Here is an 18,840-nt window from a genome sequence, read left to right on the forward strand (position 1 = left end):
TTCTTTGTGCAGTAGAGTCATTTGATAAATATCAGTTTTGATATCTTCGTCAATACTGCTTTGACGTAAATATTCCCCAGCAATATTACGCCAGTCCAGCTTATCTCCGTATTTACGACGAGAACGATGATTAGGGTCAGGATGTTGGTAAGGTATGTATAACGCCGAATCGTGGCGTAATTTGGAAATTATGTGTAACTTTACCTGTCTAGCCATTTGCAAAGCATTATTGTTCCCAAAGTGACCATCTACAACCAAGTAAGTGAGGGGGATAAAGTTAGCTATTAACTTAAATAGCTCATTAATCATTTTCTGAATTCTTAGTAGTTCAGATGTAAAAATCACCTCCTGTTTATTTTTGTTCTTACTCCCTTTTGGTCGTCCCCGTCCAGGTTTTTCTTGAGGTTTTACTTCTGGAATTGGTGAGACAATACTTTTTTCTACATCGCTCTTGATTACCTGTTCTATCTGAATCGGAAATGAGTGTCTTTGTTGAACACTTACTAATGATAAGGTAAAGAAAGATAGCCCCGATATTGGTTTGCTTGTTAGACTTGAGAAGAACCTATCTAATCCATAGGTTTTTTTCCCGGCTTTGCTTATTACTACTTCATCTCCTGCCAACAAATAAACATCATTTGGGCAAAACAAATGCCGCCGAAAAAACACCCAGAACACCGTTGCCCACGGTATGACTGTCCGAAAGAATCTGATTACCGTCCGATAACTACCACCACTAAGCGTCCAACGCGAAATTCCCAACATCGTTACTCGTCCGCTCATTGCTAACATGGCCATGATGATCTGACTCAATTGCCGCATAGTCGTCACTTTTATTTCTGGTAGCAGGCATTGCAGGAGTGTTAGGATATCAAACATGGGCTGTATGTGGTTTTCGAGTTTTTGTTTTGGAAGACTATAACTCTACTACATCAGCCCTCTCTCTTCATCCTCTTTTTTTGGCTACAGTATTGAGTAAAAAAGATAGTCAGCAAAGAAGTGAATATTACCAAGATGCTGTTTTATTGTCTTACGGGAAAGACCAGCTTGTTGTAACCATGTGTAAAAACCCTCCAGAATCGGTTGATTATACTTTTGGATTTTGGCTACTTCTCTGTCAAAGTCACTCATAATGTCTTGTGATTTAGATAATTAAGCACGTTTTGCTAACAATGTGGAACTATCACCATGATGAAATTTGATTTTTCCTTCCAGTTCATTTTCGTCTTCCAATTTCAACCAACCACTACCAGAAGCCTCATCATTTTCATCATTGCCTTCCCAAGTAAATTCTAATTTGTTAGCATTGCCGTCTTTAATAATATCACCATCAATATATCCAGTAACCAATCCAAATTGAAACTCACCATTTCCTTGTGCATCAATTTCGATATAAGCCTGTACTTCCATATTAAAATATTCATCATCCCAATTCGACATTTCATAAATATGCCAAGTTCCAGTAAATTCCATGATTTTATGCTCCAGAAAATAAATTAAATATATTACATCATTCTTTACTAAAAATCTCCTCTAGGGTTAGGGGTTTACCCGCAAGTTCAGAAGCTAAATCTCTGAGTTTAAACAAAGTTTCAAAATGTCCACGATCCAATTGTCCTTTTTTGGCAGATGACAGGGTTCTCTTATCTAAACCAGTCATTTCCTTAGCTTTTTGAATAGATATGTTTTTGTCTTCCGTCCAATAACTAGAAAGGTCAACATACTTGGTCATAAAAATACTTAGCTCCTGTTGGATTCTTCATTAGCTATTAATTCATCCCATATTTGGTTAATTTTGGCGTTAATGGCATCCATTGTGATGGATTCCCCTTCATGATTAAGACGCTGACAGGCTTCATAAAACAAAATCATTTGCTCTACCTGTGCGCCCTCGGTTCTACCTTGACGGTCGGCTATCCGTGACAAAATACCCCTGATGTCCCTATCAAGTTTGTAATTAACACGGTCAGTTGGTCGGTTTCTTCTTGGTCTTCCCACAGTAGCTATTGTCATATTTACGCCCTTATTAAAGCAAAATACATCAGCTATTTTTTATATTACATGATAATTAGTTTTTTATCTGTACAAAACACATGAAATTAATTATAATAGTTATGACAAAGGCGATCGCAACTTCTTGGCGGGAGAGCGATCGCCTTATAAACCCAGTAAGAAAAGGTTAATTTGATTATGGCACAGATAGAGAAAACCAACGAAGACCAAAGTTACTGCACCCGTTTTAGCGATGGAGTCAGTGGAATGAGTGTAACAGCTTTAGCTCAGTTTTGTGGGGTAGAACAGCAGACTGTTACCCAGTTCTTAAACCGTCTTAGGGATTCTGACCCTATCACGAATGAACTTGTAGAATGCCTAAAACCTTTTGTTGGTAGTGATTGGAGACTCATCACGAATGACCCTTCCGGCAGAGTTTTCATTATTGACGAAGTTTGTCATGCAGTCCTGGAATATTACGCACTGGAGGCAAGAAAGTATAAAGGTAAACAAATAGCAATTGAAAATTATCGGATAATTGCTAAAGCTGGGTTAAGAGTATTTATCTGGTCGCAAACTGGATACTCCCCAATTAATCCAAGCTCTCAGGGAATAATCAGCAAAGAAGAATTATCTGCCATGATCACCGCAGCCCTCGAAAAATCCCTGACTCCCATCACCCAACAACTCAGTGAGATTCAAGAGCAGTTGCAATTAGTCCCTGGTGTCAAACCTAAACGTCCCTGGACTCTGCCAGCATCCACACCACAGGAAGAAGTGCCACCAGATTATGTACAGATTGAAGACGGTTCTTGGCTTTCTCCCGAAGGTTATCAATCCATACTGAGACAAAGCAGACGGTCTTTACCTTGGGATGTCCGCAGACTTCATGGTTCTAACTAGATATTGGGGCAGTTGTGGTGACTGCCTCGTAATTCTTACAGGAAACTTTTATAGTACATACTAACTAAGAAATTCTTAGAGGAAAAGTTCACCCCCAGATAAGGATACTGTGGCGGCTTAGTTTTCAGTAATTACACTAACACAATAATTACTTTGGCATTTCCTCTAAGAATTTCTCAGTACCCCCGGCGATTCTTAGAGGAAACTTTTTATTATCCGTATCATCAATTTATATTTGTAGTTAAAGCTACCCATACATAAATACCAATAAATTCTTAGATAAAAAGTTTAAGAATGATAATATCGCCCCAGAAGGTTATATTGGTTTCGTTTTAATTCCCACAATATTAGAGTTTTGCGGTTTCCTCTAAGAAAATCCTTCAGTGATTACATTTACTCTACATAATTACTTTTGGGTTTTCTCTAAGAATGTTGGAAAAGTTGCTCCTACATTTCCTTTGTTCCAAAATTTTCTTAGAGGAAAATCCCAAAGGTACGTTATTCCGCCAAATATTCTATCACTGCTTCCAAATCTAACATTGCCTGATTAAATCTATTTAACATTGCTTCTGCTACTTCTGGTTCAGCATTAACTTTTGCTAGTTTTTCTCTAAACACACAGTCCAGAGCTTTTATCCACAGTGATAAATTGGTATTTTGTACTGCTGCTAATAACCCCATATTCGTAAGCACAGATAAATGAAACCCTAAATTATCTTGTCCACCGTAACCCAGATATCCATTACTCAGTTCTAGTTTTGCTGGGGTAAATTCCTCATATTGGTCAAAAGTAATGCCACTGGGTTCTAATTGTGGCTGAGGTAAAGGTGGTTGATTCATAATATTATAGAGTAAGTAATTGTGATATTTGTAAAACCCGGTCATTCCAAGTACCAAGTTAATCAATAATTTGATTTCGTGCTTCTATGTTATTCCAAACTTCTGAATTAGCTAACTCAAAAGCATAGTTAAATTCTATATCAGGGGCTATCCATTCAATAAAATACATAGTTTCTCTAATTAAACTTTTGACAACATCATTATTATTATAATCCAGTAATAAACACTGAATTTGTTTTAAGTGATTGTCTAACTTATTTAACCTGATAGAAACATCATCTTTAATAAATATTGTTTGTAAAGTAATTAAGTTAGTCATCCCAAAACCTCTATAAAACTTTAATTCCTGTAGAATTTGCTCTATTTGTTATGGTGTAGCACGACCATAAATAATCTCTATATAAATAATCTCTATCAATTAAATCCACTCCTTTACATAACTACTTTTAAATTTATTGATATTTTAAATAAAATATAGGATAATTATAGCAGTTATTACCAGGGAATCCCAATGGACAGAGATCATTACGATAAGTTAAGCGCTGAAGAAAAGTTAGAGTTTTTGGAAATTGCTACTGAACATTTGACGATAGATGAAAAAGCTAAGTTGGTAAAGAAATTATTTCCTATCAAAGACGATAATAGTTGCTCTGTAACAATGGGAAATTCTCAAGTCCATGCTAATACTGTTTATCAATTTAATCTGAACAGTAAAGATGAAACAGCAAACTTGTTAGAAGCTATCATAGTTAAAATTCGTGATACTAACAATAAAAGTCAATGAGTTTTTGGGGCAAGGATTTTAAAATCCCACCCCCTGATATTTTCTGTTTGGATATCTTACTTTTATCCAAACTTATTTTTTGTTTTAATATACATTCTTTCACACGCATCACAAAGTCAATGAATCCCAGTTACTAAATTTACTAAGTTCCCGCTGTGGAATTAGCGGATAAAAATTCTTAGAGGAAAATGATTATTTATCAGATTTCCTGTAGTTTTTACTGAGTGCTATAAACTCCCTGATATTTTGTACAGAATTACCGTTGTATATCATGTTGGCAACTTGGGTAACTATTTTCGTGGAAACTCCCAGAGAACGGTTTTTCCACTGGCCATCAATCTTTTCCTCCCAACTATACCCCCAACGCCAATGTAGATAATTATGCTTATCTCGTTCACCTTCAACACGGGGATAACTAACTATTGTTCCATTCTTTAATTTCTTATTTTCTATATACTGATATAAACAACCACAGGCATTAGATTTATCCGTACTTGAACTTTCCTCTAAGAATTTCTCAGTAAGTGAAGTTTCTTGATTTAATTCCTCAGTATCTAAGTTTTTCTCTAAGAATTTCTCAGTAGTTATTGACCCCGGCGATAGTTGCAAGGTATTGAACTCTGTTAACTCCGATGGCGGCAACTCTGGGATCAAGAAGATTTCCTGCTGTCTATCTTTGTTTTCTAATAGTGCCGTTGCCGGACGGGACTCCAAGGGGTCTAGCCAACTCGGCGGGATATCGTACCACTCGCTCAGGATAACCGGGGAATCGTTTACTGAGGATGTCTGTACAGTAGTTATCGTTCTCGCAGATTCCCACAAGTTCCCAACCTGCACGGAGTCCGGCAATTCCAAAACCTGCTCCGACTCCTGAACATAAATCGAGTTGTCGCATTTTTCCTCTAAGAAAATCAAACTGACTTTTTCGTTGACTTCAAACCACCCAATTGAAAACCCCAATTCCACTGCATTATCGACAACTGACAAATTCAGCTTCAGGGCTTGACTGAGTTCTTGTGTGGAAGCTGTTGTTCCATCACTCAAAAACAAAGCTATAAACCCTATCAGTTCCCAGTGTTCAGTAAGTTTTTTAAAATACCAATCTGGACTTAGATACTTTTGCTTAATGTAGTTAGTAACAATTATGGTTTGGTGTTTCCAAGTAATTGTGTGGCCGTCGTAAGAGCATGAACCGTCTTCCCAGGACTGACAATAATCCCAAGGCGTAGTTAATTGAGTGTTAACCATTGTCAGTAACTCCCTGAATCACTGTTGATGCTGCTTTCTAGTTGTGAGTCTGCACTGATTATTTTTGTTGATGTGGTTTCTGATTGGAGCTTTGGAATCGGAACTTCAGCAATAGTATGAGAATCATCAGTGCTTATATTTTCTGTTTCTATTCTCAATAAGGAATTTTCCCTAGCAATAAGATCATCTGCCACATCACCTATCACACCACTTTGCACACCAGAAATACTTGCTGTACAAGACTTATGTTGATCGCACACCAATTTCTCTTCTTTTTTCTTTTCTTCATTAAATTCTGTTTCACATTGTTGGGAAAAAGTTAAATCATTTTCTTGATTTTCTGTTTCCACAAAATTATTAAAACTGGTGTGATTGGTGTGGAAGTCTTGATTTACAAGGCTTTCTTGGTGTGGCAACTGCTGTGTATCTGGTTTGGAATTTTCATTTATTGCTATGTAGTTTTGCTTATTGACAATAGAACCAAAACTTACACCTTGTAACACTTGCATATTACGTTTACCAGATGGATGAGGTACAGTTACTAATTTGGCTTTGGGGAACAGTTGTTTAAACCTTGCTATCACCTGATTTACAGCCTTCACATTCTTATCTGATGCTTTTACCTGCTCTTGCCAAATAGCTTTTTGCTTCCCATTTTTAGTTTCTTCATAGGTAAGAGTTCCGTTATCTAAATACCACTGCTCTAACCTGGTCCAAATATCTGAGGCTGATAGATAGTCATTAGGGTCATAATTTAATTCTGTATCCTGGATAAACTGGAATAGGTGAGAGTTTTCTACTTGGATATCTTCTAGTGTTTGTTGGGTGCAACTGTAATCTATACCGTTAATCATCAAATCTTTAAGGGCATCAAGTAGGCGATTCAACAAAGCAGGGCATACCATCAGCCGTAAAAACATGGGGTCATAAGCAAAACGTGGATCTGCTTCTAATTCCCCCTTGCTTGGATCTGCACCTATCTTGAATGTCTTATTAAAATCTATGACTGCATTACGAGATAGTATGGCCTCAAGACTACCTTGTATATTTGGGACATCGTTGATATTGAATAAACAGATTGCATTGGGTGTGAACTCCTCATCATCTTTGCCTTTGCCCTCAGAATCAAGTGGATTACCAGTAACAAATGCTTTGAGGCTCTGGATCTTATCTAGCTTTGTGCTATTGGTATTTTCCGATGCCCAGTTTATCCGCGAATAGATTAATTTACGCAGTGGGAATTTGCGCCCAGCATCATATTGAGCAAAGTCAGTAAGGGTAGCTGATGTTATACCTTGTTTACCATAAATTGTGGCGATCGCTTCTCTGAGAGCATCTTTACCATTGCTACCTGTACCTTTGAGGAGTAAAGCCCGAATTAATCTACCCTTCAAACGTCTGACATTGGGTAAGTCTAAGCTGGCAGCTATGACTTTTAAGAAAATTTCCCGTTGAGGTGCATCCAATACATTAAGTAAGCGATCGCAATCTCCGGGATCTGCATTAGGATTATATTCAATCAGTGGAGCATATGTGTAATAGTAGCTGGGGTGATGGGCGACTAACTGCCATGATGGTTTATTACCATCCCACGTAATTTGCAGAATACCGTTGAGACAGTTTAATCCAGATGGGTTGAGACTATCTAACTTCACGGAAAGCTTTGATTTTGCCCATTTTATTGCTTCATCAATTCTGGAGGGTTTGGCATAAGGATAGGTTGCAACCAGTGTGTTATTTTCCTCACGTTTCCAAACTACATAGCTGTCGCAAAAATCGGCTATCCGCCTTCTCTCTATACATTCCGGTACTAGCTGGTAATGATTGCCTACCCATTTATAAAGCTTATCACCAGCGCAAATCCAAGGGGTATCCATGTAGAGTGCTTCTAATGCCAATTGCGAAAATCCTAATTTTTTTCTTTCTTTACCAGGGGGAATATCATCAAATTCTTCTTGCGCTTGTTCCGTTTGTTGTTGTGCTGCTTCCCTGATTTGGTTTTGTAGTAGGCTGGCTAATTCATCTCCATTCATGGCTACTATATTTGCAAAATCAGCTATATCGCCCTTTTCTGGACATTCTGGGAAGATGGTTAGAGGATCAATTACTACAAATGGTAATCCGACTTTAGCAGCAGCTTCACCGCATTTTTTAGCTTTGCTGTATCCGGTATCATCATGATCTGGCCAATAAATTATCCCAGCTACCCCAGCATCCTTGAGAGATTGAAAATACTGAAATAAAACCTTTTCACCCCAACTACCACCTTGAAAAGTGAATGTTAGTAGTTGATAAACGAACCGTGCAATGTCGGTACATTTCTCACCCTCAACTCCTAACACCCATTTACCTGCACCGTATTGGCATATTTCATCAAATCGGTATGGTTGCCAGTCATCACTACTCTTGCCTTTGCCTTTGACTGTCTCACCTTTATTGTTGATGTGGTAGGGAATGGTTATTTTATCCTCATTTGGTTTATCAGTTCGGTTTACCCACTGGGTAGAAGAATAGGGGTATTTAGTAATCAGGTTTTCCCCCACCATTATTGTTTCCAGTGCTGTTACTGGGTTAGGCAAAATGCCTATGCTGATGTTATCTGTGGAGATTGGGGCTGGTTGTAGGTTTTTCGCTTTACGTCGGATAGGGGTAACTTTGGGGTGTGAAGTGTATTTACTGTGCTTGCGTTCCTCTAACACTTCAGACCAGGGTTTGATTGCTTCCCGAATATTTCTGCATTCGCACCCATTCCAGCACTGATATTCACCTGTATTAATGTCAATGCTGAGGTTATGCCCTTCACACACTGGACAAATGTATTTATTTTTTTCCTTAGCTGGTGTCAGATTGTCTAGAAAATTCCTAATGTCAAATGTCTCAAGAGTTTGATAAACGTTGGTTTCAGTGTTGGTGAGTACCTGATTTTGACCCGTTGCGGTGATGATGCTGTCTTTATAATCCTGAATGGGCTTTGGTGTGAGTTTCATGACTGCACCTCCTTAGCCGCGAAAATTAATTGTGCTAGAAATATCTTTGTGAGTATGGCTACGCCACGCAAGCTATCACCAGAGTCTGGAACTTGTTTGTAAATCCTTGCAGGAAATAGCAGTAAACTATTGGAGGTTAGGAAAAACCTGCTAAAAAAGCATAAAAAATCTCTCAATTCGTACTGGAGACAGTAGCACAATCCTGGTTTATGAGTCATAATGTAAGTTAATGAATTAAATTTTTTTTCAATTTTGCCTTAGCCACTGTTTATGGTTAAGGTATTTCTTTACAAGTGAATTTAAGTTCCCCCCATTGTCGAAAAATTACTTTCTGCTATATAACAATAATATACACTATACTCCTACTACTTAACAATGATAGAACCTAAAGAAATATTAATTCAAGCTATAGAACAGGCAATTAGTGAAGGAACGACAAATGCTAAACTTTCTCGTGCTGCTGGTGTGAACAATAGTATGATTTCACGGTTGCTAAGTAGAGAAAGGGAAGATATAAGGTCTGGGGACTTCTTTAAGCTAGTTCATGCACTGCCTGAACACATTCGAGCAGCAACTATGGCTAAATTAGGAATGGTGAGCTTTGACTTAGCGGCAATTGTAGCAAGCTCGCCTCCAGAAGAAAAAGCTAGGGTATTGGAAGCGATCGCTCATTCTTTGAACGTCAAAAATCGGGTTAAAGAACGAGTAGTTGCGTGAATAAATGCTACCAATAGGTTATATACTATTTGATAAATGAATACTATAAGTTTTAATGATAGGTTCTTAGTGAGTGTAGTGTATTAAACCGTCAATTATTCAATACCTTAGTCAAATTACGAGGGTGAGATGATAATGCTTTAACCATGAACTCCCGTTCCTCGCTCTTGCTTGGCAAAAACAATCACCCCTAAAAATTCCTTAAAGGTTTCCGACAAGGATTTTTTAAATGTATTGACGGTAGGATAAGGGTTTTAGATTCTAAACTACCTTTTCATCGAAACGCTTATATATGATTATTTTTGCCGTTTTTGCCAAAAATTATCAAGGCTCTTATTTTGGCAATAGTATTGTAAATATAAGCATATATTTTATTCAGACATTACAAGGATTTGAAGGAATGCAAGAGGTTTACATCAACTTGGCTATAGTGGTATAGTAACTATAAGTAACGGCAAATGTCAACATTATAGGAGCAAGTCACCGCAAAAGGTTATAACTAACGTTAGAGGACGCTGGTTATAGCAGAATGATTGTGGCTACTAAAAAACCTAAAGTGAGCATTTATTTACCACCGGAACTAAAAACACAGTTAGAAGATTGGGCTGAGGAAGAAAACAGGAGCGTTAGCAATCTTGTAGAAACCGTCCTCAAGGACGCAATCTCTAACAGACAACAGCAAAAACAAAAGGCAAGTTAGAGCGATAGCTCCGCTCGCCGAAGGCATCGCCAATGACCAATGATGAAAACATCTCAAAACACGCAGTAACCCACCCTAAAAAATGCCGTGAAATAGCAGATAAGTATGGATGGAATCTACTGCGAGTAGAAACGACAAAATCTAAAGTCCTTAAATTCGACTGTGTTTTTGAGGGTGATACTCAGTTTCCTAATTATCAAGAGGGTAACAAAGATGAGTAAGTACATTATTTTCAAAGCTGAGGACGCAAGCGCCCAACAGTGGGAGCAAATGCTATTAGCTCACACAGGTGCTTGTACAGATATTCTTGCAGAACACTATGACAGTTCTAAAAAAACAATTCCCCAGCCTGGGTACAGATTGAGAGATTTTCACACAGTTGAAAAATTTATTGACCCTCAATTTCCAGGTGCAAGTACCCATAGCAGGGTAGGGGATTGGGAAGTAACAAGGGTTGAAGAATATATCCCCAATTTACCTGCTGGTGGGTTTGAGTTAGTAGTTATCTGTTACTGTCACTACTCCCCCGTGATTACTCCATTAGAACCATTGTCAAGACTTCAGTTTGTACAGGAACTACAGCAAGTTTAGTGATTCCTGCGGAGCGCTTCGCTATCGCACCTTCTACTCTCGCTAGATTTTCCCGCCGCCGGGAAAACAACATTATTTATTTTTATCGGTGGTGATGAAAATAAATTTTTCCTCTATTGCCAATGATAGAGGCAATAGAGGAATTTACAACTTATTAATTCTCTATATTTTGGCAATTCGGCAATGACGTGAAACGCGAGAATGGAACAAAAATACCAAATAGTATATAGAATACAGGAGGTTTAACCCTGGCAATTATTCAGGATTTTCCAACAAAGTTGAAGCCACAGAAATATCATATCTTTGTCCTGTTTCTGTAATTTGGAAGTCCAGAATAAAATACTTATTATCAGAGAAATGCTGATGTTTCCTAGTAATTAGTTCATCAATCATTTGTCTAACCTGATGCTGAGTTTCTGCATCTTCTGTGGGCAAATGTTTTTCTAAGAAAGCCTCAAGTATTGGTTGTTTTTCTGATTCAGTCGCCAACGCAGTGTTCCATGCTATTGCAGCCAAACTGAATAATGATTTACGCCTTCTCAATGTGCTTACATTATCTAAATACGGAGCAACGAACTGTTGGAGAATTTCTGACATTTTTGGAGCGCCCTTGGGTTCTATCGGTATATTTGCAGCCAATTCCCCAAATCCCCCCTCTACCATCTTCTTTCTCAGTGCTTCCAGGTTTTTCTGCTTATCTTGGGAACTCTGTTTTTGTTTCATCAAATCTTTAAAATCCTGAGACTTTCTCGCCATAGTGCATCTCCTGTTTTGATTATTTCTGGGTTTCTATTCCAACAATTGTTCTAAATCACTCAACAATTTCTCTAGCTTTTTGGTTTTTTTCACATCTTCCCACACCTGAGCATTCTTCAACCGTTTACCAATCTCGGAATATTTAGCATTCAATGTTTCTTTGGCTGTGATTTTCCCTGGGGTTAATTCCTTTACTAACTGCTTAATCTCACTTAAAGATAGATTTTCATTAATAACTTTATCCAGTAGTTCCCTACGTTCACCGTCATCTTTGAGTTTAGCGATCGCCCTAGCTTTGGTGTATTCTATTTTCCCCTGCCGCAATATTTCCAATACATCATCGGGTAAATTCAATAATGGTAAACGACTGGTCCGAAAACTTTCAGCACTGAATCTACCAACACCCGACAACACTGATTCAATAATTTCCAGTTGACGGGAAACGTTTTCCGTCAGGTCTAATCCCCGTTTTTTGGCGTTGGCTGCTTGGTTAAGAATTGATACAACTTCACCTGAATTTACATCAAGTTCCATACAGAGTAGTTCTAAAATCCCCTCGGTTTCTTCAATGGGGTTTAAATCTTCCCGTTGCAGGTTTTCCAGTAAAGCGATTTGCAGGGTTTGATGGTCAGATAATTCTTTGGTGATAATCGGTACTTCCGTTAACCCCGCTTCTTTGGCCGCCCGGAGTCGGCGTTCACCAGCGACTAACTCATATTCACCATTAACAGCACGCACTAATAAAGGTTGTAAAATCCCGTGTTCTTTAACTGACTGCACCAATTGACTGAGTTTTTCCGGGTCAAAATACCGTCGGGGTTGTTGAGCAGGTAAACGAATTTTATCAATATTAACGGTGGCAGTTGGTGATTCTGATTCCACATCCATACTCAACAAATCTTCCACACCACGCATTTTTGGGAGTTCTAAAGGTTTCTTGACCATTACAGTTTCTCCATCCCCAATGCTATCTTTTTCAGAACTGCGATCGCTGGATGTTTGGGGTCATATACAGCTAAGGGTTGACTATTCATCACTGCATCCGCAAAAGCTGTGGCACGGGGTATCTTCGGATAAACTTTAGCTAGTGGTGATAACTGCTGTTCCAAAGCCTCCAAAATCACTTTGTCTTGGTTGGCGTTTACGTACAAGGTTGGCACAAATCCGGCGATCGCTAATTTCGGATTGATATGTTTCTTCACCTGTTTGATGCTATCCAATAATAACTCCGTTCCCTTGAATGCTTTGTAATGAGTCTGAACTGGCACTAAAACATGAGTAGCAGCACAGAGTCCGAGAATACTGAGGATACCTAAAGAGGGAGGACAATCAATCAAAATGAAATCGTAGTTATTTAAAATGGGTTCTAAAGCTTGTTTGAGTCGTAGTTCCCTGGCCATAACCGCAGAGAGTTGTAATTCTACCGCACTGAGGGTAATATTAGCCGGGGCTAAATCCATACCGTGTAAATTGTGGTGAATTGGTAATTTAGTCTCTGGTGTGAGTAGTGAGTCAGCAACGATTTCTTCAAGTTCATGGGGTTCAAGTCCCATAAAAGTTGTCAGGGATGCCTGGGGGTCAGTATCTACCAGTAAAACTTTATGCTTTTGTGCCAGATGGTATCCCAGGTTCATCGTCAGACTGGTTTTCATCACTCCACCAGCTTGATTGAAAATAGCAATAATTTTAGTCACAATTTTCTTTAAATTCTTGGTTCTACAGTTTATGGTAATACTTGAGAGTAGCCCTTTCAAGGTGGTGAAATTTTGAACGAAGATTGGTTGTTTCAACCTTCAAAAAACCCAAAATATGAGCGGAAGATTCAAGATGATAGTAATGAAATGACGTATTTCCGTTAGTCACCTTGAAAGGACTATATTTGAGAGTCAGGGAAAATCAGGGGTAATTTATTAACAAAATCCTGACTTTATTATTGCATTTTTTTGTCATAAAAACTCTACCTTTAGTTATTGTTTAAGGATAAAATTATGAATAACTTAACACTCTCTGGCAACATTGTTGATGTTCTCCACCGCACCATTTTTCCCGGTACTATTCACATCACAGATGGACGGATTCAAACCATAGTTCGGGACCAGGGGCAATACTCACAGTACATTCTTCCTGGTTTTATTGATGCTCATGTTCATATCGAAAGCTCGATGCTTGTACCCACTGAATTTGCTAGATTAGCAACGGTGCATGGTACAGTGGCAACTGTCTCTGACCCTCACGAAATCGCCAATGTATTGGGTTTGGCAGGTGTGGAATTTATGGTAGACAATGCCGCCCAGACTCCCTTGAAAATAGCCTTTGGTTTTCCTGCTTGTGTCCCCGCCACCGAGTTGGAAACCGCCGGGGCAAAACTGACGGTAAACGATTTCCGTCAACTGTTTAAACATGGTATTTCCTATCTGAGTGAGGTGATGAATGTACCGGGGGTTTTGGCAGATAGTCCAGAAATGATGGACAAAATTCACCTAGCGCAAGGTTTGGGACTACCCATTGATGGTCACGCACCGGGGTTATCTGGGACAGGATTACGTAAATACATGGATGCTAAAATCACTACAGACCATGAATGTTCCACACTGAACGAAGCTGTAGAGAAATTAACATTGGGAATGAAGATACAGATTAGGGAGGGTTCAGCAGCTAAAAACTTTGATGCCCTACACAGTTTGATTGATTCTTACCCTGAACAATGTATGTTTTGTAGTGATGATAAACACCCTGATGATTTAGTTAATGGTCATATAAATCTACTGGTAAAACGGGCTGTGGCATTAGGTCACGATGTGATGAATGTCCTGCAAATTGCCTGTGTGAACCCTGTCAAACATTACAATTTGGATGTGGGATTACTACAAGTTGGGGACAGTGCAGATTTGATTGTTGTTGATAATTTACAAGATTTCACGGTGTTGGCTACTTATTGTCAAGGTGTTTTAACAGCAAAAACCGGGTCAACTTTATTACCATCAGTTCCTGTCAAACCTATCAATAAATTTATCACTACTCCAAAAACACCGGGGGACTTTGCAATTCCCGCTAGGGGTTCAACAGTCAGAGTGATCACCGTTACCGATGGACAATTAATCACAGGGGAAAAGTGTGTACCAGCACATATTGAAAACGGTGAGGTTATAGCTGACTTAGAGCAAGATATCCTGAAAATTACGGTTGTTAATCGGTATCAAGACACACAGCCGACGGTGGCATTAGTGCAGAATTTTGGATTGAAACGGGGGGCGATCGCATCGAGTGTGGCGCATGATTCCCATAATATTGTGGCAGTGGGGACAAGCAACACGGAAATCTGTGCAGCGGTAAATGCGGTAATCTCACATCAAGGTGGTATTGCAGTAGCAGAAGACAATGTAGTTCATGTATTACCTTTACCTGTGGCTGGGTTGATGAGTGATAGCGATGGTTATGAGGTAGCAAAACAGTATGCAGAACTTGATAATTGGGCAAAACAATTAGGGTCAAAACTGACTGCACCATTCATGACACTTTCATTTATGGCATTGCTGGTGATCCCAGACTTAAAACTCAGTGACCGGGGGTTATTTAGTGGTAAAGAATTCCGGTTTGTGTCGTTGTGGATTGATTAGATTTTAACTTGCAAAAATCAATATTTTCATAGGGTATAATCGCTGGTTTTAATAACATATTCAAAATCAAATTTATGCCCAAATTTATGCCAATTTAAAATATTAGGAATAAAATAGAAATTAAGTTTTTAAATTAAAATTATGAATCCAGAACAAGAGGCATATCAAATTGAATTTATAGAAGCCATGCCGGGGTTTATTTCAATTGTTGACTTAAATCTGACGTATCTTACGGTTAATAACAAACTATCTGCTTTGTTTAACCTAGAGAAAGAGAATATCAAGGGAATGCTGGCGGGTGGAAGTTGCAAAAAGCAAAGTGTGCAAATGCAGCAATTACTTGACTCCCCAGTGGGAACTGAAATAACTTGGGAGTATTATTTTGAAGGTACTTGTTTAGCTGTTTCGTCTAAACGACACGAGTTTTTTATTGTCAATCAAGCTGTTGATATTACTGAAAGAAAACACCTAGAGGAAAAACTTAAAGCATCTAATGAGAGAAATGGAATATTACTCAGGGCTATTCCTGAAGCTATTAAGTCAGGGGCGGGAAGACATTCTACTGATGAGTTAGAATTTCTTGTTAAATCTTTAACTGAAAATCCCATTGTTGACCGACAATCAATTGAAACATTAATTAGATTAGAAGTTCAAGTTAGGGAAAATTCTGCCAAACTGCAACAAGTCGAAAAAATGCTTTTATGGGAAGATTCTTCATTGATGAGCAGAGTCAAAGCATTAGAAGTTTATCAACAAAACGATGATGAGAACTGGGAACAACTTGCAGAAAGCAGAAATAAAATCAATGATTTATCTAAAATTGTGGGGATTATTACTAGCATCCCTGGTGGGTTAAAATCTTGGCTAATAGTGTTTATTATCCTCCAAATGACAGGAATCTTTGTTATAGATTTGGGTGTGAGATTATTGAACTTAGAACACTTCATACCCATTGAAAGAAAACAGTAATTATAGTTTTAAGCTTTTGATTTCGTGGGGTAACATGAATTTATCCTCTTTCCAAAACCCAGACTTTAATTTATAAGCTTTTGCACAGTTTTTAATGATTCCTGTGTACAAACTTAATTCTCTTGTCGTCGGAAAACTGTAATATTGAAATGGTAAATAATAAGCACACATTCCCGCCAAACACATTTGTAATTGAATATTAGTTGATGCTGAAACTGTGCCAACATACCAATCACATAACCACCGATTATATTGATCAAGTTCGTAGGGAATAATTATCAAGGGTTTTCTAGTGATTAAACTTCCAAGAAACTCTTTAGATTTTATTGCCCATTCCCAATGTTTTAATATTTGGGGGTTATCACTATATTGTCCGGGTTTCTGCATTTCTGGGGCATCAATCCACCTGGCACGACCATGAAAATCTTGTCCTTCATAATTGAGTTTGAGGGTATCCCCATCAGCAATAAATTTCAGGGTGGGTTTGATTCTTTGATTTGGTACAATCATCATCTTTTTCTAACATTATAACATAAATAAAATTATTTGGGGACTAAGTTTATTTGGGTTATTGAGTATTGTATCTTGTCAGGAAATTCCATCAAATAGCGCAATTTATACGGTAACAGATGTGGACAATAATTTAATTTTAACTATTAATAATCATCAAGAACTCAAGGTACAATTATGTGGTGTCTTGACTCAAATAACGGCTACCCTTCGACACCGCTCAGGGCAAGTCGCTCAGGGTGGTCTGGTCAGTATAGCTTGCTTGATTATTCTTACAAGCTCAGTGGCTTTAGCCCTCAGTTACTGACTATTAATTCCTCACCTCTAATTATGTTGTTTAAAAATCAACAAGCCAAACTATTACCACAGTTATCTACAGAAATCTTAGTACCAGAAGGTTAGTTAACCTCCATCCAAGACTTTAAATACTGTGTAATTTCATCCACAAAATTCTGCGCTCTCTCAAATAAAGCCATTGCTGACTCCATATCTGGTTCTAACATTTCTCCATAATCACTTGCTTGTCGTTCATCAAATGCCCGATGAAAACTCCGCGATAACTCCTTAGAAAAAATTCCTGTCTTCACAAACTCACGATCAAAAAAACTAACTATTCCACTATGTTTAGAACTGCCTAAACCTTTAGTTGCTAAAAGACCCAGTGCCGCATAAAACATTGCATAATAAGAGCGATTGATAGTACCACGAAAAGCTGATTGATTGAGTAAAATCTTTGCTTCTCTTAAAGTTTCTTCACTTTCAGATAAACGGTACTCAATTAATAACTTTAGTTGCTGATTTATCATATAGCAATACCCTCTTGTAACACCTTAGACAGTAAGGGACTAGCCCCCATAGCTCCCCTTTCTACCTGTGCTTCTGTGACGACAAAGGTGGAAATAACTAGATCATATTTAAAACCTACTTCCCACGCCAAATCACTAATTTTTTCTCGGCATGATCTATCTAATTCAGTAATTTTAATAAACACATCTAAATCTGATTCTTCTGTAGCATCACCCCGCGCTCTTGAACCAAATACCCGTAAATCCAAAATGGGAATTATCGCTTCTAGTCGAGAGCGAAACTCTGAAACAATTTTTCGATCACTATCCTGTATCATTTCTATTCCTCTAAAGAAAAACCAATCTTTGCTAAATGTTCCTTAATCTTTCTATTTAAATAATAAAGCAATTCCTGTTTGTTTAGAACCGGGATTTAATTTAAGTTCTAAATCTTGAACAAATCCCTATAATTTCATAACTCCATCTCCCAATCCTCATATTGTAACTCTTCTATTCGGCTAAACTCTCCCACATTATGAGTCACCAAAACTAAATTATTAGCAATAGCGATTGCAGCAATTTGTAAATCATAAACTCCTATTGGTGTTCCCTTTTTCTTCAAATCAGAACGAATATAAGCACAAACTTTTGCTGCATCTTTATCAAAACTAAGAATTCTAAACTGACTCAGAAAACGCTCTGATTTCTTGATATTACTCTCTATTTTTTGGCTACAAAAAGCTCCATAAAAAAGTTCAAATGCAACTACTGTAGACAAATTAATATTCTCAGGGCTTTGTTCTGACAATTTTTGAACAACTAACTGATTGCTATTATTAAGCAACTTGATGCAAACATTAGTATCAAGTAAATATGTCATAACAAAAAATCTCTCTCCTGCGCTTCTGCTTGATGCTCCCTAACCAGTGGTTCTCCTTCCCATCCACCAATAACTTCCTCAAAAAAACCAGGAAACCAGCCCCTATTTTCAGGCGTAATTATAGGTGTATTTTCCGTGACATCTTCAAGAATAGATGTGATTTCTTCTTCTAAAGTCCGTTGATGACTTTGAGCAAGATATTTGAGTTTTTCAAGAACGATAGGATTAAGCTTTTGCAAAATAACTGGAGTCATAAAACCTATAAAGTAAAACCAACATTAGCTAACTATATTTTAATCTCCTCATCCAATAATTGCATCTCTCGCACTCACCTAATATCATTGCACTCATTCTGTCCTCAAAGCTCTCCTCCAATGACCAGCAACCATCTTTAATAACGTAGTAATTGATACAATCATTATAGTTAAATGGAAAAAGCCGGGATAAACCCAGCCTATTTATTATTTAATTGCCATAGATATCACCTTCTGGAATGAATTCATCATCAACAGGGGAATTACCATTAACAGTGAAAGTCTCTACTGGTTTGGATTTATCAAG

The 18,840-nt window shown here is 38.0% G+C and carries 25 protein-coding genes; 8 read left to right on the forward strand and 17 right to left on the reverse strand.

Translation table 11 applies throughout. The annotated features are described in order from the left end of the window. The 5 genes from FJR06_RS07930 to FJR06_RS07950 form a co-directional block, all read right to left on the reverse strand. On the reverse strand, positions 1-879 hold an 879-nt coding region (locus FJR06_RS07930), incomplete at its 3' end, for an IS4-like element ISAsp3 family transposase (RefSeq protein WP_168651190.1). Positions 880-963: 84 nt separating this feature from the next. Beyond that, positions 964-1,131, reverse strand: coding sequence for a site-specific recombinase like protein (locus tag FJR06_RS07935; RefSeq protein WP_174783439.1), 168 nt, complete (start codon positions 1,129-1,131; stop codon positions 964-966). A gap of 21 nt (positions 1,132-1,152) precedes the next feature. Continuing rightward, complete coding sequence (locus FJR06_RS07940) at positions 1,153-1,473, reverse strand: hypothetical protein (RefSeq protein WP_168651191.1); 321 nt, start codon at positions 1,471-1,473, stop codon at positions 1,153-1,155. Positions 1,474-1,510: 37 nt separating this feature from the next. Further along, complete coding sequence (locus FJR06_RS07945; RefSeq protein WP_015081664.1) at positions 1,511-1,732, reverse strand: hypothetical protein; 222 nt, start codon at positions 1,730-1,732, stop codon at positions 1,511-1,513. Between the two features lie 8 nt (positions 1,733-1,740). Beyond that, positions 1,741-2,013 carry a hypothetical protein gene (locus tag FJR06_RS07950; protein WP_168651192.1) on the reverse strand — a complete coding sequence of 91 codons (273 nt, stop codon included), beginning with the start codon at positions 2,011-2,013 and terminating at the stop codon, positions 1,741-1,743. Positions 2,014-2,190: 177 nt separating this feature from the next. On the opposite strand from FJR06_RS07950, the gene FJR06_RS07955 reads away from it, so the two are divergent. Continuing rightward, positions 2,191-2,895, forward strand: coding sequence for a hypothetical protein (locus FJR06_RS07955; protein WP_168651193.1), 705 nt, complete (start codon positions 2,191-2,193; stop codon positions 2,893-2,895). 498 nt (positions 2,896-3,393) lie between these two features. Here FJR06_RS07955 and FJR06_RS07960 read toward each other — a convergent pair whose 3' ends face one another. Further along, complete coding sequence (locus FJR06_RS07960) at positions 3,394-3,735, reverse strand: hypothetical protein (protein ID WP_168651194.1); 342 nt, start codon at positions 3,733-3,735, stop codon at positions 3,394-3,396. Between the two features lie 58 nt (positions 3,736-3,793). Then, positions 3,794-4,054, reverse strand: coding sequence for a hypothetical protein (locus tag FJR06_RS07965; RefSeq protein ID WP_168651195.1), 261 nt, complete (start codon positions 4,052-4,054; stop codon positions 3,794-3,796). A gap of 192 nt (positions 4,055-4,246) precedes the next feature. Here FJR06_RS07965 and FJR06_RS07970 point away from each other — a divergent pair, with 192 nt between their 5' ends. After that, positions 4,247-4,519, forward strand: coding sequence for a hypothetical protein (locus FJR06_RS07970; protein WP_168651196.1), 273 nt, complete (start codon positions 4,247-4,249; stop codon positions 4,517-4,519). Between the two features lie 192 nt (positions 4,520-4,711). Here the strand turns inward: FJR06_RS07970 and FJR06_RS07975 are convergent, their stop codons facing one another. Both FJR06_RS07975 and FJR06_RS07980 read right to left on the reverse strand, forming a co-directional pair. Then, a complete protein-coding gene (locus FJR06_RS07975; RefSeq protein WP_168651197.1) occupies positions 4,712-5,767 on the reverse strand; it encodes a DNA methylase in 1,056 nt (351 codons plus the stop codon). Positions 5,768-5,769: 2 nt separating this feature from the next. Further along, positions 5,770-8,754 (reverse strand): DUF5906 domain-containing protein, encoded by a 2,985-nt coding sequence (locus FJR06_RS07980; RefSeq protein WP_168651198.1) that lies wholly within the window; start codon positions 8,752-8,754, stop codon positions 5,770-5,772. A 375-nt stretch (positions 8,755-9,129) separates the two neighbouring features. On the opposite strand from FJR06_RS07980, the gene FJR06_RS07985 reads away from it, so the two are divergent. The 4 genes from FJR06_RS07985 to FJR06_RS08000 all read left to right on the forward strand — a co-directional run bounded on the left by FJR06_RS07985 (position 9,130) and on the right by FJR06_RS08000 (position 10,762). After that, a complete protein-coding gene (locus FJR06_RS07985; protein ID WP_168651199.1) occupies positions 9,130-9,471 on the forward strand; it encodes a hypothetical protein in 342 nt (113 codons plus the stop codon). Positions 9,472-10,006: 535 nt separating this feature from the next. Beyond that, a complete protein-coding gene (locus FJR06_RS07990) occupies positions 10,007-10,171 on the forward strand; it encodes a hypothetical protein (RefSeq protein WP_371723627.1) in 165 nt (54 codons plus the stop codon). A 32-nt stretch (positions 10,172-10,203) separates the two neighbouring features. Next, positions 10,204-10,392 (forward strand): hypothetical protein, encoded by a 189-nt coding sequence (locus FJR06_RS07995; RefSeq protein ID WP_053541455.1) that lies wholly within the window; start codon positions 10,204-10,206, stop codon positions 10,390-10,392. Then, complete coding sequence (locus tag FJR06_RS08000; RefSeq protein WP_053541456.1) at positions 10,385-10,762, forward strand: hypothetical protein; 378 nt, start codon at positions 10,385-10,387, stop codon at positions 10,760-10,762. The genes FJR06_RS07995 and FJR06_RS08000 overlap by 8 nt, the downstream gene beginning before the upstream one ends. 255 nt (positions 10,763-11,017) lie before the next feature. Here the strand turns inward: FJR06_RS08000 and FJR06_RS08005 are convergent, their stop codons facing one another. From FJR06_RS08005 to FJR06_RS08015, 3 genes are read right to left on the reverse strand one after another with little or no spacing between them, the layout of a single operon-like run. Continuing rightward, complete coding sequence (locus FJR06_RS08005) at positions 11,018-11,518, reverse strand: hypothetical protein (protein WP_168651200.1); 501 nt, start codon at positions 11,516-11,518, stop codon at positions 11,018-11,020. Between the two features lie 33 nt (positions 11,519-11,551). Beyond that, the gene (locus FJR06_RS08010; protein ID WP_053541458.1) at positions 11,552-12,463 is read right to left on the reverse strand and encodes a ParB/RepB/Spo0J family partition protein; all 912 of its coding nucleotides are present in this window, start codon (positions 12,461-12,463) and stop codon (positions 11,552-11,554) included. Beyond that, on the reverse strand, positions 12,463-13,212 hold the full coding sequence (locus FJR06_RS08015) for a ParA family protein (protein ID WP_081424406.1): 750 nt from the start codon (positions 13,210-13,212) through the stop codon (positions 12,463-12,465). The genes FJR06_RS08010 and FJR06_RS08015 overlap by 1 nt, the downstream gene beginning before the upstream one ends. A 294-nt stretch (positions 13,213-13,506) precedes the next feature. Between FJR06_RS08015 and ade the strand changes: the two genes are divergently transcribed. Together ade and FJR06_RS08025 are read left to right on the forward strand one after the other, a co-directional pair. After that, positions 13,507-15,135 (forward strand): adenine deaminase, encoded by a 1,629-nt coding sequence (gene ade / locus FJR06_RS08020; protein ID WP_168651201.1) that lies wholly within the window; start codon positions 13,507-13,509, stop codon positions 15,133-15,135. Positions 15,136-15,276: 141 nt separating this feature from the next. Beyond that, positions 15,277-16,104, forward strand: coding sequence for a hypothetical protein (locus tag FJR06_RS08025; protein WP_053541460.1), 828 nt, complete (start codon positions 15,277-15,279; stop codon positions 16,102-16,104). Here FJR06_RS08025 and FJR06_RS08030 read toward each other — a convergent pair whose 3' ends face one another. The 5 genes from FJR06_RS08030 to FJR06_RS08050 all read right to left on the reverse strand — a co-directional run bounded on the left by FJR06_RS08030 (position 16,105) and on the right by FJR06_RS08050 (position 18,533). Continuing rightward, the gene (locus FJR06_RS08030; RefSeq protein WP_148279159.1) at positions 16,105-16,617 is read right to left on the reverse strand and encodes a thermonuclease family protein; all 513 of its coding nucleotides are present in this window, start codon (positions 16,615-16,617) and stop codon (positions 16,105-16,107) included. It lies immediately after the preceding gene. Between the two features lie 395 nt (positions 16,618-17,012). Next, positions 17,013-17,420: a HEPN domain-containing protein gene (locus FJR06_RS08035; protein WP_053541462.1), complete on the reverse strand. Its 408-nt coding sequence runs from the start codon at positions 17,418-17,420 to the stop codon at positions 17,013-17,015. Next, positions 17,417-17,737: a nucleotidyltransferase family protein gene (locus FJR06_RS08040; RefSeq protein WP_053539817.1), complete on the reverse strand. Its 321-nt coding sequence runs from the start codon at positions 17,735-17,737 to the stop codon at positions 17,417-17,419. Before FJR06_RS08040 ends, FJR06_RS08035 begins: the two co-directional genes overlap by 4 nt. A 134-nt stretch (positions 17,738-17,871) precedes the next feature. Continuing rightward, complete coding sequence (locus tag FJR06_RS08045) at positions 17,872-18,279, reverse strand: type II toxin-antitoxin system VapC family toxin (protein ID WP_053541463.1); 408 nt, start codon at positions 18,277-18,279, stop codon at positions 17,872-17,874. Further along, positions 18,276-18,533, reverse strand: coding sequence for a hypothetical protein (locus tag FJR06_RS08050; protein ID WP_148764544.1), 258 nt, complete (start codon positions 18,531-18,533; stop codon positions 18,276-18,278). Before FJR06_RS08050 ends, FJR06_RS08045 begins: the two co-directional genes overlap by 4 nt. Between the last annotated feature and the right edge of the window lie 307 nt (positions 18,534-18,840).

Source organism: Dolichospermum sp. UHCC 0352 (assembly GCF_009711925.1).
GTDB lineage: Bacteria > Cyanobacteriota > Cyanobacteriia > Cyanobacteriales > Nostocaceae > Dolichospermum > Dolichospermum lemmermannii.